The organism is Sphingomonas phyllosphaerae (assembly GCF_029623345.1).
GTDB classification, from domain to species: domain Bacteria; phylum Pseudomonadota; class Alphaproteobacteria; order Sphingomonadales; family Sphingomonadaceae; genus Sphingomonas; species Sphingomonas phyllosphaerae_C.
Genome location: NZ_JAPYKH010000015.1, coordinates 61,837 through 76,888, shown reverse-complemented (window position 1 = coordinate 76,888; position 15,052 = coordinate 61,837). Strand labels below are relative to the sequence as shown.

At 60.6% G+C, this 15,052-nt stretch carries 14 protein-coding genes; 8 read left to right on the top strand and 6 right to left on the bottom strand.

Annotation, left to right across the window (positions count from 1 at the left end; all coding sequences use genetic code 11):
* Nucleotides 1-17 precede the first annotated feature (17 nt).
* On the bottom strand, nt 18-992 hold the full coding sequence (gene add / locus QBJ89_RS14460; protein ID WP_277981179.1) for an adenosine deaminase: 975 nt from the start codon (nt 990-992) through the stop codon (nt 18-20).
* Between add and QBJ89_RS14455 the strand changes: the two genes are divergently transcribed.
* Together QBJ89_RS14455 and QBJ89_RS14450 are read left to right on the top strand one after the other, a co-directional pair.
* Complete coding sequence (locus QBJ89_RS14455) at nt 991-1,593, top strand: non-canonical purine NTP pyrophosphatase (protein ID WP_277981178.1); 603 nt, start codon at nt 991-993, stop codon at nt 1,591-1,593. The genes add and QBJ89_RS14455 overlap by 2 nt on opposite strands.
* Nucleotides 1,586-2,401 carry an SIR2 family protein gene (locus QBJ89_RS14450; RefSeq protein WP_277981177.1) on the top strand — a complete coding sequence of 272 codons (816 nt, stop codon included), beginning with the start codon at nt 1,586-1,588 and terminating at the stop codon, nt 2,399-2,401. The genes QBJ89_RS14455 and QBJ89_RS14450 overlap by 8 nt, the downstream gene beginning before the upstream one ends.
* 110 nt (nt 2,402-2,511) lie before the next feature.
* Here the strand turns inward: QBJ89_RS14450 and QBJ89_RS14445 are convergent, their stop codons facing one another.
* From QBJ89_RS14445 to QBJ89_RS14430, 4 genes are all read right to left on the bottom strand, one after another.
* On the bottom strand, nt 2,512-3,735 hold the full coding sequence (locus QBJ89_RS14445) for a DUF3883 domain-containing protein (protein ID WP_277981176.1): 1,224 nt from the start codon (nt 3,733-3,735) through the stop codon (nt 2,512-2,514).
* 939 nt (nt 3,736-4,674) lie between these two features.
* Nucleotides 4,675-4,854: a DUF3800 domain-containing protein gene (locus QBJ89_RS14440; RefSeq protein ID WP_277981175.1), complete on the bottom strand. Its 180-nt coding sequence runs from the start codon at nt 4,852-4,854 to the stop codon at nt 4,675-4,677.
* A 76-nt stretch (nt 4,855-4,930) separates the two neighbouring features.
* Entirely contained in the window at nt 4,931-5,761 is an 831-nt protein-coding gene (locus QBJ89_RS14435; protein ID WP_277981174.1) for a hypothetical protein, read from the bottom strand.
* Nucleotides 5,761-6,231 carry a hypothetical protein gene (locus tag QBJ89_RS14430; protein ID WP_277981173.1) on the bottom strand — a complete coding sequence of 157 codons (471 nt, stop codon included), beginning with the start codon at nt 6,229-6,231 and terminating at the stop codon, nt 5,761-5,763. The genes QBJ89_RS14435 and QBJ89_RS14430 overlap by 1 nt, the downstream gene beginning before the upstream one ends.
* A 1,244-nt stretch (nt 6,232-7,475) precedes the next feature.
* On the opposite strand from QBJ89_RS14430, the gene QBJ89_RS14425 reads away from it, so the two are divergent.
* The 6 genes from QBJ89_RS14425 to QBJ89_RS14400 all read left to right on the top strand — a co-directional run bounded on the left by QBJ89_RS14425 (nt 7,476) and on the right by QBJ89_RS14400 (nt 13,646).
* Nucleotides 7,476-8,660, top strand: coding sequence for a tyrosine-type recombinase/integrase (locus tag QBJ89_RS14425; RefSeq protein WP_277981172.1), 1,185 nt, complete (start codon nt 7,476-7,478; stop codon nt 8,658-8,660).
* 5 nt (nt 8,661-8,665) lie between these two features.
* On the top strand, nt 8,666-9,331 hold the full coding sequence (locus QBJ89_RS14420) for a hypothetical protein (RefSeq protein WP_277981171.1): 666 nt from the start codon (nt 8,666-8,668) through the stop codon (nt 9,329-9,331).
* A 5-nt stretch (nt 9,332-9,336) separates the two neighbouring features.
* Complete coding sequence (locus QBJ89_RS20130) at nt 9,337-9,630, top strand: helix-turn-helix domain-containing protein (protein WP_347342835.1); 294 nt, start codon at nt 9,337-9,339, stop codon at nt 9,628-9,630.
* Nucleotides 9,631-9,758: 128 nt separating this feature from the next.
* Nucleotides 9,759-10,859, top strand: a complete 1,101-nt coding sequence (locus QBJ89_RS14410) for a hypothetical protein (protein WP_277981169.1) — start codon at nt 9,759-9,761, stop codon at nt 10,857-10,859.
* A gap of 1,426 nt (nt 10,860-12,285) precedes the next feature.
* Nucleotides 12,286-12,912, top strand: a complete 627-nt coding sequence (locus QBJ89_RS14405; protein ID WP_277981168.1) for a hypothetical protein — start codon at nt 12,286-12,288, stop codon at nt 12,910-12,912.
* Between the two features lie 158 nt (nt 12,913-13,070).
* Nucleotides 13,071-13,646: a YdeI/OmpD-associated family protein gene (locus tag QBJ89_RS14400; RefSeq protein WP_277981167.1), complete on the top strand. Its 576-nt coding sequence runs from the start codon at nt 13,071-13,073 to the stop codon at nt 13,644-13,646.
* A gap of 290 nt (nt 13,647-13,936) precedes the next feature.
* Here the strand turns inward: QBJ89_RS14400 and QBJ89_RS14395 are convergent, their stop codons facing one another.
* Nucleotides 13,937-14,959, bottom strand: a complete 1,023-nt coding sequence (locus tag QBJ89_RS14395) for an IS110 family transposase (protein WP_277981166.1) — start codon at nt 14,957-14,959, stop codon at nt 13,937-13,939.
* Nucleotides 14,960-15,052 lie beyond the last annotated feature (93 nt).

The window sequence follows — 15,052 nt, the reverse complement described above, 5'->3', positions numbered from 1 at the left end:
GGCTGACATTGCGGCGTCTATGCGTCACCAAGCTGTCGGCGGGCGAGCATGTCGCCGAGCACAGCTTTGGTGGGTTCGCCACAAAAAGCTGCCGCTATAGCGGCACCTGAAACTCTTCCGATCCCAAGGCTTGGGTGGGCCTTGAGGGCGAGGCCATATTCCTCGGCGAGATCTGTATCAAAGAAGCCCGGATCGTCGGTGCCGAGCACGATGGTGCAGTCGGCATCCGCGAGTCGCCCGATAGGATGTTCGGCGATGGAGGCATAGAGGCCAAGCGCGAGGTTGCTGCGGAGACAGACTTCAAGGGGCATCTGCGCCTCCGCCAGTTGTCTTGTGACGTGGGGCGACTCGATGGCTCTGACACCGTGGCCGACGCGGTCAAGCCCAAGCGTCTCGATGGCCTCAAGCACCGTCTCGGCCGGCCTATGCTCGCCGGCGTGCGCAGTGGTACGGAGGCCCTCTGCCCGAGCGATGCGAAAAGCTTCAGCAAATTCGCCCACCTCGTACCGGTGCTCATCGCCGGTCAAGCCGAAGCCAACGATCATGTCGGAGCGGATCGAGGTAGCCATGTGGGCTGCCGCGATGGCGGCCTTTGGCCCAAGATGGCGGACGGCGGTGGCGATGAGGCGGGAGTGAATACCCCATTCTTCGGCGGCACGGTCGGCTGCGGCCTCCAAAGCCTTCAGTTGCTCGGGGAACGGCACTCCCGTGCGGGCGAGGTCAGGCGGCGAAAGCATGAACTCGACATAGCCGCCGCCCACCGCCGCGCACCGCTGGAGGTATGAGCTCGTCACAATTTCGAGGTCAGCGGCGGATCTCACGACCGACGTGATGAGGTCGTAGGCCTTCAGAAAGGACGCGAAATCGTACCAGCCATATCGCGCCTGGGAGAGAACAGAACTCGGTATCGAGATGGCGTTGCGATCGGCGAGGGCAAGAACGGCCTCACGGACCAGCGTTCCGCGAAGATGGACGTGGAGGTCGACCAGCATGGTCGTCGGCGATAGAGCTTACCGCACGGAAGTGGAAGGCGCGATGCGAATTAGATTCCTCTCGAAAAATGAACACAAAATCGCCGAGGCCCGGAAGATCCTAGAGCCGCTTGGCGCAGAAGTGGTGCCGATCAGCGTAGCGATCGACGAGATCCAGACGGCGGACGTGGAGGCGATCGTAAGGGACAAGGTGCTACGCGCCTTCGGACGAATCGGTCACCGGTTGTTCGTCGAGCAGACGTGTCTCCATCTCGACACGCTCAACGGATTTCCGGGTGGCCTCACGCAGCCGTTCTGGGACTCGCTAAAGGCGGACCGGTTCTGTGAGCTGTTCGGTCGTGGGGAGACGCGCGGCCTCGTGGCAAGGACTTGGATCGGCTACTGCGATGGCCGCCAGATTCATCAGTTTCAGGGGGAGATTCGCGGCACCATCGCGTCCGCGCCTCGCGGCGATCGGTCCTTCCAGTGGGATTGCGTGTTCGTGCCCGATGGCCATGAACGGACGTTCGCGGAGATGGGCGAGGAGAAGAACGACATATCGATGCGCCGGCTCGCCCTGAGCGCACTCGCGGACCATTTGAGGGAGGCGGCCGATGCTTGATATGCTTGCGCGCGAAATCCGCGATCGCAGAGTGATTTTGTTCGCAGGAGCTGGCCTGTCCCAGCCGCTCGGGCTCCCTTCATGGCAGCAGCTGATAAACCATATGGCTCGGGAGCTAGATTTCGACCCCGAAGTGCTCGTTGGACCCAGCGCGGACTATGCCCAAGTGGCGGAGTTCTACAAGCTACAGAAAGGAAGCATCGGCGAGCTCCGCAGCTGGATGGACAAGAGCTGGAACGTCTCCGACGAGAGGTTGCTCGCCTCTACGGTTCACCGCCAAATCGTCGAGCTCAGGTTTCCCCTTGTTTACACGACGAACTACGACAACAATCTCGAACGGGTGTTCAAGCTGCTTGGCCAAGACGTCTCTAAGATCGCGTCGGTTGTCGATATCGCGGATGCCAAGTCAGCCGAAACGCATGTGGTCAAGTTCCACGGCGACTTCTCGGACGACAACTCGCTTGTGATCACGGAATCAGACTATTTCGAGCGGTTGAACTTTGAATCCCCGCTGGACCTGAAACTTAGGTCAGATGTCTTGGGTCGCACGATACTTTTCGTGGGATACAGCCTCAAGGATCTCAACCTCCGGCTGCTTCTGTATAAGCTGAAGCGAACCTGGGATGCGACGGCCTACGCGGAGCGACGACCGCGGTCGTTTATCTTTCTGATCCGGCCCGACGTTGTGCAGGAGGAGGTGCTCGCGAGTCGCGGGGTCATCCCAGTCGTCTCCGACGCTTTGGACCCGAATGCAGCATTGCCAGAGCTCTTCGATCGCCTGTTGGAAATGGTGAGCGGAGCCAGATGAGCGTGCCTCCTTGATCGCCCTTCCGTTGAGTGAAGAAGTGACGGTTTTCGGGATCGCTAGATGGCAAATGCAACGACCGATTAGGGGCACAAAGCTGCCCTGTGCGAGTCTCAGGAGCAGGTCAGCACCGCTCCGGTTTTCTCCGTGATCTTCAGCGTTCTCCCGTCGGCGGTCCGCCAAACGTCACCTTTTTCATGGATAAAGACCGAGGGCAGCGGCGCATCCGGGGCGACGGCCAGCGCGTTGTTTACGACATAAACGATATAGCGAGGCCGGTTCACAAGGGCGCGCATAGCTTTATACTCGTTAGGCGTGAGTTCGCAGATGAGCTCACCGCGCAGCAGGCCCTTCACTTCCACCAGCAGCGGCTCGCCGCCACAGGCGATCTCGAGATCCCATCCTTTCGCTAGCACCTCCACGCTTTCGACCGCCTCCGGGCCGTAGAGCTGACGATAGTATGCCTTTGCGTGATTGATGGCGGCACGTTCGACCTCGCGTCGCAGCTCGGGATCCTGATTGCGCGGCGGGCGCTTGGGTTTGCCCGGCTTGGCTGAGGAAGTCGCTCCGAACTTACGAATATAGTTCCAGACGCGGCGATCGACATCGGGGTGTCCGTACCAGGTCGGTTTTTGACCGAAGCCGATCCCCGGCGCGGTGCGACTGCTCTGCACCCGAAAATCACGGGCGATTACAGGTACCAACACACTCTCGGCGACTCGGCCCTGCACTGACCAGGCGTGGCGTTCGCCGTTCAGTACATGATCGCTCGAGTGTGCGTTGCGCCAGACGCGCGCGTTCCGGTACCAGCCGACGATCACCGAGGTGCCGCTCGAGCGCTCACGCGCAATCCAAACGACGGTTACTCCGTCGATATAGTCATCGCCGGGTGCCGCACCGAGCCGATCAATATTCACGCGCTCGCGGCTACCCGGCGGCCGATAACCATAGAGCAACGCTCCCGGCTCAGGCGCAAAGTTATAGGCTTCGGCGCCATGGGCATGTGAACCAAGATAAGCATGATTGCCGATCGTCGGATCCGAAGCGTTTGGACCAGCATAGTTGCGCATCCAGCCGATATTGAAGTAGATCATCGGCGGCGGGACTGCAGATAGGCCACTAGGGGAACGCGACGGCACTGTGCCGGGCTGCGCATCTTCATCCTGCTCAAGTGCTGCCGCCTCGGTCGCGCCAGGAGTGATCGGCGACGGAGGCTGGAGGGACGTCAGAACATCGCAAATGCGCGCTGAGACGCCGCGACCGACATTCTTGGCGGGGACGTAGCCCGGCAGCGTCGGGCGGCCGAGTTCATCAAGTACGGCGCTGATGTTGCGCATGCGGTATTCTATTGCTTGTTCGCTGCGGGCCGGGAGGTGGCTCGCGATCAGTGCTCGCCGTACCTTCGCCTTAGAATATGGCCGACCGGAACGCGCGTCGCCCAACATCGCGAGATACGCCTCAGCCGTGCGGCGCAGTTCATCATCGGTCCACCCAGCCATCTGCCCTCCGCCGGTTCTGTCGCTAGGATCAGAGCCTAAACTGGGAACCATGATACCGCTACTGCGGCGCTAATGGATCGGTTTTGGATCCACGTTGACCTATAGAGAACGCGATCAGACGGTTCAAAGCTAGCACACCGGCTTGCCTGTCGGAGGAACTCGTTATGCCAACCGGCACCTTGGACCATTCGTGCCGGTTTGTTCGGAATTGCTGGCATTCCGAGCAAGCATAATCAACGTCCGTTTTCGAGCGATGGGCGACGGAGCTACAACGACCCTTATGGGGGCGCTTTGCCGACTGGCTGGTTGTGCCGGAGCGGTCCAGCGGATTTTGGGCCAGTTGCGGCCTCACGGCTTCCCGGATCGCAAGTCGGCAAGGCTGACATCGAGATGCGATTTTGCTGCTCTTGGGTGTCAAACGGTGCGAAACGTCGAGAACGCCGGTCCCTGACTTCTCCAAGCGAGATCTACCAGTCTTCGGCAGTATTCGGGCTGGTGACGACACCGGCGCCGAGCAAGTTTACAAAAGAAGTGCCCTAGCCTCGGTGGATTGACTGACGGGGAGACGAGCACTGCGGCGCCCCCTCTAAATGGTGACGCGAGGTCACAGCGCCGGCGAACTTTCTCTCGCATGGACGATCAGCGAGAGCCAGCGCTAGTCTCCGCTCCTGTCACCATCGAAATAGGGCGCCTGTCCACGATGAACAGGAAAGCCCGATCCGCTAGCGCGGGCAATTTGGCGGCGAATGCGCGAAGTCCGTCGCGGTGCACTTCACGTCAGCGCCAAAGCACCTTGAACTTGAATTCCGGCTCCCGTAAACAAGGAAAGCACCGTCGCATGATCGCTTCCGCCTCCTCGTCCGCGACGAGCGACGAGGCGAGCACGAAGTGCGGCTGCTGATCATGAAGCAGGTCGTCGCCAGTGAAGCAAGATCCATCCAGATAGATCGTCGTCATCACGTCAATATGGGACGACTTTCGGTGGCCGCCACCTTCACAGTCGATCCGCTGCCGTCCATCGGTAGCCGTTCGCTCAGGTCAGGACGTCGAGAATTTGCGTGAACCGTCCGAGAAGATCGCGCATCGATAACGACGTCGGTCGCTGGTAAACGTCGGAGTGGCGGGCGATGTTGTAGTGGTGTCCCACTTGCGATGCGCCGAGTCCGAAGCCGCTGGCACGCACTATCGCAAACTGGCCAGCGGCGAAGAACGGGCGATATTGCGGAACCCGGCCGCCCCAGCCCGCTACGCCCGCCTCGTCGAAGATGCGATGCGGCGCGCCGTCCCAGCTCTGCTGGATGCAGGCTAGATCGAACAGCCGCGCGAGCGTCTGTCGCATCTCGTCCGGGGGAGCGTCCGACGACTTGTCCTTGCACTCAATGGCAACGATAGGCAGCCCGCGAGGATAACCGCCTCCCGTTGTACCGCGGATTGCGATACCGATGTCCGCCGGGAGAAGGGAGATGTCGCACTCGTGCCGGGCGCCGCTGCGGCCTCGCCACTGGATTCCGCCATGCAGCTCAAACGTGTCGCTTGCTGAGGCCGTTGTCCCCATCTGGGATGAAGCGGGTGTTATCGTCGGGGCCGTTAAGGCGATGTAGCCGACCGCCGCAATGCTGGCCTCCTTGATGGGACCTGGCTGAGTGCGGAACAGGAAGTCCGCACCGGAAGGCAACGGATTGCCGTCACCGCCGTGTATACGGACGGTCCACCCATGAGCCGATGCCGCACCGGCCATGCGCATCATGACCCACGCTTCCAGCGCCTTGCCGGTGCCGGACGGCAGCACCGACCATGTATGGGCAGCGCGGAATTGCCGAAGCAGGTTCCTGAGCTCCCTCCGCTCCTTCGTTCCGAACGGCATCAGCCAACCTCCATCGGCGGCTCGTCGCTCAGAATGCGGCCGAGCAGATCATCGAGCTTGACGGCGAAGCGATCGTCCCCTGGGGCGACCAAGTCGCTTCGGGCGCTGATCACCTCGTCATCCTCAATCAGTGCGAAGCGCACCGGCTCGCCGATCGTCAGATCGCCCGCGAGCCGCTCCGCCTCCGCGAGCCTGCGCGCGGGCTCCACCAAGCGGAGCCGTAAAATTCCGATGGCCTCTGCCAGCTGCTCGTCCAGTGGGATAGGTTGGCGACGACAAGGTCGGTCTTCGCTTCTTCCGTCGGGAATGCGGTCGGTCTCGAAAGCCGCTTCCAGCGAAACACCTTCCCCAGCGTCATCGGAGGGCACCAAGCGCCCGCTATCCACCTCGCCTAGGATCTCGCCCGCGAGAAAGCCGTAGCCTTCCGCTTCGAGGATGAGGACTAGGCGTCGAACGTCTCGGCTAATCATCTCGTGGCTTTCACCGCGCTATTCCGTGCCTTTTGCCCGGTGGACGCCGACGATAGTGGATTTGGTCCCCTGCGCAAATTGGTCGCGGCATATCTGCGAACACGGCTCGGCGCACCGAGCGGAAACTCTACAATTAGCGGTCCCCCAGTGCCGAAATTGGCGACGGACGAATGACAGCGTTCGCGGTTGACGACCGACCTGGCGAACGTATCGAGTGGGGCGCTTAGCTGCCATTGCCCGGGGATGAACAAGCGGCCGCTTATCCCGTCTGAGCGCCCGTAAGCGGACAGGCTGCTTTCCACCCTCCACTGGCAATCGAGCCCGCTTCCGGCCCGCTGAACGAACGGTGTAAATCCTACTACCGTCTGCTCGGAGCAGGCAGTTCTCCACGCCGAGCCCGCGATTGCGCACTATCCCTGCGCCGTAAAGAGACTCGATTACGTCGCCAGTCGGAAACGACTAGGCGGTACTTCAGCGGTTTATGCCTAAATTCCCGCCGCTCCTCCACAAGCGGCCATGAAGGCCAAGCCGCGGACCGAAACAGCCGGGCAGCTTTCGCGGTCGCTGTGCGGGCGGCGTACCGGCGTAATTTGGGCCGAGCTCGATGACCGCGGATCACCTTTGTAGACGACAGCCCTAACCCGTGTGGGACGGGTACTCTCAAATCGGACCCGGGGGGCCCGACTGCATCAGGATGGAACCGCTCTAAGCGACGGCGGCTTCGGCCTCACCACGTCCCCGCCCCCCCCTGGAGGGTAGCCTTTTGACAGTCTTGTCAGTGAAGCGCGTAGCGCGTCATTGATGAAGCTATTACCGGAGCACGTGGACGAAATGGGATACAAAAAACGGCCATGCTGCACACAAAGGGCTTGCGACATCGCAAGCTCGGCCTTTCAGTTCAGCGTTCGTAGCGGTTCATCGCTGAACGCCCAAAACCGCATCGGAGTGTGGGAATAAATGTGGGAACAAGGCGACGGCCGTAGCAAAAGCACCAGCTTTCCTGCCGATTTTAGCAGCAGCATTGGCGGAGACGGAGTCTTTAGAACCATAATGACCGCTCACGATCGCACGTGACCGGCAAGGGTCACTTATCCTTGAGTTTCTGCCGGTTTTCGATCACGCCTTCGCCTACACGCTGCGCCCATGACCGCAAATGATCGTTGATGACCACGCCAAAAGTGGGCATCAAAGTGGGTAATAATGGGCACAGAGGCGTGTCCGGCGACCAAGCCCCAAGGAGTGCCATGGCCCGCGCGATCAACAAGCTGAACGTCAAGCAAGTCGCTAGCCTGAAAGAGGGTCGACATTCGGACGGCGGCGGCCTGTACCTGCGCGTGACATCGAGGGGCGCGCGCAGTTGGGTGTTTATGACCGCCGAGTGCGGCAAGCGGGTTGAGATTGGCTTAGGTGGGGCGCAGTCGGTATCGCTGGCGACAGCGAGGCGCCTCGCCGGTGAAATGCGGGAAGCCGTCGCCATGGGCCAGAACCCCCGCACGGTCATCACGCCCAACGAGGAACCACAGCCGAAGCGTGCGCCCGCGTTTGCCGAGTTTGCCGACGACTACATAACCAGTGTCGAGTCAGGTTGGCGAAACCCGGTGCATCGACAGCAATGGCGCAATAGCCTGCGCGATCATGCAGCATCGCTCAACGACAAGCCGGTGGACGAGATCGACACCGACGATGTTCTCGCGGTGCTCCGCCCGATCTGGACCGAGAAGGCCGAGACCGCGAAGCGCGTGCGCGGTCGCATCGAGAAGATCCTCGATGCTGCGAAGGCACGCGGCCACCGACCACGCGACGCCTCTAACCCTGCGATGCTGCGAGGGCACCTCGCGCTACTGCTGCCCAAGCAAGATCGACTGCAACGCGGGCATCACGCCGCACTCCCGTTCAAAGAGGCCCCTGCCTTCTTCGCCAAGTTGCGGCAGCGTGAAGCGGTGGCGGCCCGCTGCCTTGAGTTCGTCATCCTCACTGCCGCGCGTAGCGGGGAAGCGCTGGGCGCATCGTGGGGCGAGATCGACCTCACAGAGCGACTGTGGACGATACCGGCAGCCCGGATGAAGGCCAAAGCCGAACATGTCGTCCCGTTATCCGCCGGGGCGATAGATCTACTCCGTCGAATCGCTCCAGCCGTAGTCACCCCCAACATACCAATCTTTGCCGTCAACGGTGCCACGCGCAGCAACATGGCCATGTCGATGCTGCTGAGGCGAATGGGCTACGGCCATGTCACCACCCACGGCTTTCGGTCAACGTTTCGCGACTGGGCCGGAGACAAAACTGATTTTGCACGAGAAATTGTCGAACAAGCTCTCGCTCACACAATCCAGAACAAAGCGGAACGGGCATATAGGAGAGGAACAGCCGTTGATCGCCGGCGTGAACTGATGGAGAACTGGCTGCTGTTTTTGAACCAGGAAATCTAAAGATCGTGGATCACCAGGACGATAGCGACGGATCTGAGTGGATACTCGCCAACGACGCATACATGCACTTGATCGGGAAAAACGTTGATCCCATAACAGCCAAAAGTAGCATTGCTGACTTTTTAAGAGACGGGTATCTGCAAGCCAGAGCAAAGGGTGTGTGGATCTCCACCGACACAAAGCTGTCTGAAGCATGGCGCTCCCATGCCACGTGCAGCGAGGTCGAACGAGACATTGACGTTCCGACGAAATACTGGCGCAGCGACCTCAATGCGATTCCCGACAGGGCTCGCTGGAGATGGCCCTATAATCAATTCTTTTATACCTTGTCATTAAAGCCGCGAAGGCGTCGAATGTTTCGAGGTGTATCGCTCGAGCGCAAGGGATTGGAGAGGCTGTTCCCGGATATATTTCGCGAAATTCAGAAATCAAAAGTTGGGCGCAAGCACGACGTAAGTGCGCGAGATGCGGGCTGGCTGGTGATTGTGGAGCTATCGCAAGAGGGGCTCCTCGACAAAGACACCTATCCCACCGCCGAGTCTCTTAAGGTCGAAATGCAACACCGTCTTACCATGCCAGACGGGGACACCTTACGACTCGGGCAGAACCAAGTGGGGGAGATCGCAAGGCACACCTGGAGACGCCTGAAGCCTCGGAAGATTATTGTCTAGTTTCAATGGCTTATATTTCAGAACGATTTCCGAATACCGTTTTCGAACGAAGCCGCAGAAAATCATTCTCGTTTGCCGGCGATCACCAAAGGCGAACGAGGAAAAAAATCATGTATCGTAACGTTCTCTCAATCCGACAGGTTAGCTCTGTGCTTCCTGTCGGAAAGACCAAGGTGTATGAGCTGATCAACAGCGGCCACTTGCAATCCACGAAGATCGGCCGCCGCCGCTTCGTGTTTGTTGATAGCATCGATTCATTGATGCGGGCCGGGCAGGAAAATCTTTCCAGTCGCAGCTAGAATTCGTCGCGCGTTAGCAAGTCTCGCTCAAAGCGCTTTGTAATACCCACCACATCGCCACCATTCCCCTCTCGTACACGTCTACCACGTGTGCGGAGGGTAGCGTGCGGCAATTTCGAGCCAACCTTATGATCAAAAAGATTTTTAACTCACCCAGGTCCGTCCACGAAAATCAGCATCATCGCTTTGTTGAAATACGGAAAAAAGTTCGTGCAAGCGTGCGCACCGATGGCCTCTCTGATGATCAAAAAAGCTTCGTCCTCGCCCTAGCTGGGATCAACGGTCACCCTGGGCGCCTTCTCGCCAGCGACACCGAGGCGATCAAACGCGCAAGCCGCTTCTTCGCGGAGGCAATGGCCTCGCACCGGGCAAGCGACCCCAAACTAAAATTCTTTTTGCTTACCTTCACGGATGACGTCGGAATCGTTTCGGACCGCTCGCCCGTCGCGCCCTTGGCGACTCTCGAGGCGAAGGTGCGTCGTCAGCTTGCCAAGCTAAACCTCGACGCCGTCGCCGTGATCGAGGTGCATCCCCTCGTGAATTACCCAGGCGGCGGAGAGGGGCGCAGCCTGCTCTACCATGTTCATGTTCTTGCGTGGACGACGCAGCCTTTCGATCACAATGCGGCGGCAGCCAATCTCAATGCTTCACACGCTTGGAACTGCAAGCTCGGCGCACCGCCCGTCACCATCGAGCCTATTGGGGACAGTGAATTGGATGTGCGCCGAACGGCAGCATATATGATCAAGCCACCGCACTCCGCGAAGAACCGAATGGCATCGAAGACCGATCCCGCCCGGTTTTTGCTCATGGACACGATCGAGGGGTATCGGCCCGAACTCGCATTGCGTGTCATCGAGGGCCTTAGTCAGGTCGAATTCTGCAGTCTGGTGTTTGGCATCGGGGCTGGCCGGAAAATACGGCAGCAGCTTCGTGCCGAGATTGAGGCATGGCATCGGCAGCGACCCCGCACCGGCACGATCGTACCGAGCGCTACCGATGTATGGCAGTTCTGGTTGCAGCTTCGTCAGCAATTCGGCAGCAAGAATTTTCTGCCGTACAGATTCGACAGCGTCATCGTGCCGAAGCCACCGCGGGCGTCGCGCAAGGCTCGTGCCGGCGTCAACGGTAGTCATCCGAAAAAAGCGGTGCGGCGGGAGTCGCGTTGGCAATTAGGCAGTTCTCCACGTTCTCGGAAGACGAAGAAGCCTGGCCAGCGCCTGCTGTAAACATGGGTGCGTCAGGGAGGATCAAGGAGGCCACCCTGACGCATACCATTAAGCCACCCCCTCAGCACCCTCAACTCACTCATCTGGCCCTCCCCCTTTTTCCGGCCCTGTCCCGATGACACGCCGGCGCTCCCATTATGCACAGGGCCTCAACCCAGCGCTACACACACAAAATATCGAGTTGAGCATCATGCGCCTGCCGCTGGTCCCTGACGACACTGGTTACGATCCGATAAAGTGGCACCATCCCGATAGCCGAATGGCACGCTCAATCAGCGCATTTGCGCAATCACTCGACGCCATCATCGACAGCCGACGTATTCCCGGTAGCGCGCAGCGCTCTGCGTGTTGTTTTGGGGTTGAGCACTGACGGGCGGCCGTCGGAGACCCCTTCCCTCGCCAATCTAAAAATTCGAAAACGCGCGTACGAAATCTCATTCGAAGCGGTAAAGCCGCTGTGGAACCCGCCCGGCACGCGTCGCCGCTGGTTTTTCATCACCCCCATTGGGGATGTCGGCACCAGCCCTGAGTACCAGACCGTCATCGAGTTGGCGCGCTGCCGCGTGACTTCGCAAGGGTGCTAGGCCTCACCGGCTTGCATGCCGTTGGCCTGCTTGAGCTTCAGGCAGTCTCCAAGTACCCAGCGGCGGCCACGGTCGCATGATCGAGTTGCACGCTCACACTCTGGGCTACACAGATGACCCCAGCTTGAAGCCGGTCGCAGTTGCCCACCGCCTACGCAGTCGCAAAATACTGACCAGCTGGCTTGGTGCCCCCACCGTGACCATCAAGCCCGTCAACTCGCTGGCACGTTTGCGTGGTCAGTGCGCCTACCTCTTCAAGGCACCAGTAAAGTTCAGTCCGCCCATGAAAGACGGGTACGAGAAGAGCGGGCACCGGTGCGTTCGCGCGTTGATCGATCGCCCATCGCTTGCGCTGCGCTTGGCAGAGGTGCTGTGCGATATCGATTTTTTCTCACGCAGTGTTTTGCACCGGTTTGGGGGGGAAGGCCTTGAAGCGAGATCTGCTGCAGCGATTGCGGGCTTGGCAAGCACGAAGCCCCATTGCTCCTGATGCCAATCTGCGGAGGATAATTCCGAAGATTTGGGCCGGCGGCCGAACCTCATGTCTACGACACCCCGTCGACGTACGACGCGGCGTGGCAGCGGCAGACGATCCTCGGTGGGCACACGCCATCAGCGATTCTCGGGTTGAGCTCGTAGATCAGGGCTAGCTAAGAGCCTGCTGGCACCTACTTCGCCGGCGGCAAAGAAAGCGACATAGTTTGGTCCCGGATGCGAGCCGATCGGTGCTGAAGCTTGTAAATTTCGCATGCCGAGATTGACAGGCTTCAAAGCCACGATAGCCGTTTGATGGCAGTCATGATGGTGGATCTTGCCGCCAGCTGGTCAGCGAGGTTCATGCCGTGATACCTGAGCAACTTGTCAGCCTCTCTGAGCCGATCGAGACGGACCGCACCATTCGCGCAGAAATGCTGCAGGGTCACCGAGGGCGCATCGAAAATGCGCTCTGGGGCCGCTGGATTGAAGCAGCTGCACATCTCACCAATCGATGGTGGTGCGACCTTGAGGACGATCCCTTCGCCTACAATGAGACGGCCAGCGTCAGCCATCTCTGCTCGGCCGCCACAGCCAGCGGACTGCTTGGCTTGGCTGAGTATGCGTCTGTGAAAAAATGGAGCGGCAATCGCCGCTACTCCGCTGGCGGCAGGTGCGATCTCTGGCTATCGGACTCAAGCCGATCATGGGCGTTCGAATTCAAGCAATTATGTTGTGATCGCTACAATTTAGGTGCTCTCGCCGCATCAATGGATGCCGCTCGGGCATGCGCGCGATGCGTGCGGGAGAGCGAGGCCGATCTTCGAGTCGCTGGGCTCGTAGCTTCGATGTGGTGGCAGGATCCAGCTGCGCTGCAATCGGCACGCTCTACAATGCGCACATTCGCGCGGGATCGCGACTATGCCTGGAGGATTGGGGCAGAGGGAGTTGAAGAGCCTGAGACCTACGTGTTCTTTGATATCGTCTGCCGATAGCCGACAGACCCAAGACCGGCCATTTAGCGCCAGCTGCACGCCTCCCCAGAGCCGCCGTTTGTTCATACGACGTTCGCCTCCGTTAACCATTTGACGGCGACATCTGGGAAGGTGCCATGCCGCTTCTCAGCGACATACGCTTACGTTAGCTTCTGGTGATGACCAATCCTCAAGCCGATGCTCTCGCGTTCGAGAGCCCTAAGGATCTGGCGTGCTGGCTCGCTGAGCACCACGCGGACAGTGCGGAGCTCTGGGTCCGCATCTACAAGGCGGGATCGGGCCAGCGCTCGGTCACGTGGGCCGATTGCGTCGTAGAGGCGATCCGCTTCGGCTGGATCGACGGCTTAAAGCGGTCCGGCGACGAGCGCTCCTACCTCCAGCGTCTGACGCCGCGTCGGGCGGGATCGAGCTGGTCAACAAAAAATCGTGAACACGCTGATCGGCTGATCGCTGAAGGGCGCATCACCCCCGCCGGGCTCGCCCATGTCGAGGCCGCGCGCGCCGATGGACGTTGGGATGCCGCCTATGACGGCTCGGCCGAGATGGTCATTCCACAGGACTTTCTGGACGCGTTAGCGTCCTTGCCCGAGGCCGAAGCGTTTTTCCGGACGCTTGACCGCAAGAACCTGTACCCGATCTACTACCGCCTGCAGACGGCCAAACGGCCGGAGACACGCGCGCGCAGAATGGAGCAGATACTCGAGCAGCTCAGTCGAGGTGAACGCTTCCACTGAGACCCAATTTCGGTCACTCAGGGCCACCTGGCGCCGACCCAACATCGGACGCTTGTCGTCTAATCGCGTCGGGCGCAAGGGTCTTCTGAGATGCCGCTGCCGGGAGCATGGTCGTCTTCGCGGTCGGCATGTGCCGCCGCATGATGGGGCTTCGCGGGGCGACCCCTCCGAGGTTCATCACGCATTCTGCTGCCGTTGAGGCAACGGATGCAACAAGCGTCGCGGAGTGGGTCGGCCTACGTCCCGGCAGGACGTCTCGCAGCGCCTTGCGACGCGGACGAGCTCGGGTGTCAGGCTGAGGTGCGTGTCTCCTGGAAGGGTTCGCCGGTGACCAGCATCGCGTGCATGATGACGGCCAGCTTGCGCGCAACGGCGACCGCGGCGCGCTTGAAGCCGAGCCGCTCGCGGAGCTGCAGCCCCCATTTGCGCAGGTCGCACTCGGATCGGCTCCGCACCAGCAGTACGGTCGCAGCTTCGTAGAGCAGCCCGCGCAGATGGCTGTCGCCTCGCCGCGAAATATGGCCGTCATAGTCGATCTCGCCCGACTGGTAGCGCCGGGTGGTCAACCCGACCCAGGCGCCGACAGATCGCGATCGTTTAAAGTTGGTCGGATCCTCGATGGCGGTGATGAAGGAAGTGGCGGTCAAGACGCCGACACCGGGAATGGACATGAGCAGCTGGCAGGCATCGCTGCGCCGGGCGTCCGCCAGCAGTTTGCGTCCCAGCTCCGCGGCGCGAAGGCGAACGGCGTGCCAGGCCTCGAGTAGCGGCCGGATGATCCGGCCGAGGTCGGCGTTACCGGCGAGCAGAGCCTCAACCTGGCGCTCGAACTTGCTGCCCGACGCCGGCGGGACGACCAGCCCGAACGTCTTCATCAAGCCCCGGATCTGGTTCGACAGCTCGGTGCCGATCCGCACCAGGCGAGTCCGCGCCGCAACCAGCGTGCGCGCGAGCATGCTGTCGAAGCCCTTGACCCGTACCTCCTTGTAGAACCCGACCTCTGCCAGGTGAGCCAGGCCGTCGGCGTCGTTCGCATCCGTCTTGTTCGCCGCCATGTCGAGCGCCGCCTTGGCATGGCGCGCGTCGATGCAGATCGCCGGCAGCCCCTCCGCGCTCAGCGCATGAAAGAACCAGACCGACAGCGGTCCTGTCTCGAACACCACGCGCACCACCTCTCGGGCGTGCTTGCGGATCAGCGCGGCGAGCAGCTGCGGATCCGAGGCGCATTTGCCGCGCCACAAACGCTTGCCTTCACGCCGGATCGAAACCGCTGTCTCTTTCAACGATACGTCGAGCCCGATATACTCACCCATGGCTGTTCTCCGTTCCGATGTATGGGCCCGGCTGCCAGTCGTGAGCCCGCACCTTCATCTACCGGGGAACAGCCACCTTCCTCCACGTCATCG

Coding starts and splice junctions, on each gene's coding strand:
- add (WP_277981179.1), bottom strand. CDS start 992: ATGCTGGTCGACCTCCACGTCCATCTTCGCGGAACGCTGGTCCGTGAG.
- QBJ89_RS20130 (WP_347342835.1), top strand. CDS start 9,337: ATGGCTTATATTTCAGAACGATTTCCGAATACCGTTTTCGAACGAAGC.
- QBJ89_RS14445 (WP_277981176.1), bottom strand. CDS start 3,735: ATGCGCAACATCAGCGCCGTACTTGATGAACTCGGCCGCCCGACGCTG.
- QBJ89_RS14430 (WP_277981173.1), bottom strand. CDS start 6,231: ATGATTAGCCGAGACGTTCGACGCCTAGTCCTCATCCTCGAAGCGGAA.
- QBJ89_RS14410 (WP_277981169.1), top strand. CDS start 9,759: ATGATCAAAAAGATTTTTAACTCACCCAGGTCCGTCCACGAAAATCAG.
- QBJ89_RS14400 (WP_277981167.1), top strand. CDS start 13,071: ATGACCAATCCTCAAGCCGATGCTCTCGCGTTCGAGAGCCCTAAGGAT.
- QBJ89_RS14435 (WP_277981174.1), bottom strand. CDS start 5,761: ATGCCGTTCGGAACGAAGGAGCGGAGGGAGCTCAGGAACCTGCTTCGG.
- QBJ89_RS14455 (WP_277981178.1), top strand. CDS start 991: ATGGTCGTCGGCGATAGAGCTTACCGCACGGAAGTGGAAGGCGCGATG.
- QBJ89_RS14440 (WP_277981175.1), bottom strand. CDS start 4,854: ATGACGACGATCTATCTGGATGGATCTTGCTTCACTGGCGACGACCTG.
- QBJ89_RS14450 (WP_277981177.1), top strand. CDS start 1,586: ATGCTTGATATGCTTGCGCGCGAAATCCGCGATCGCAGAGTGATTTTG.
- QBJ89_RS14395 (WP_277981166.1), bottom strand. CDS start 14,959: ATGGGTGAGTATATCGGGCTCGACGTATCGTTGAAAGAGACAGCGGTT.
- QBJ89_RS14425 (WP_277981172.1), top strand. CDS start 7,476: ATGGCCCGCGCGATCAACAAGCTGAACGTCAAGCAAGTCGCTAGCCTG.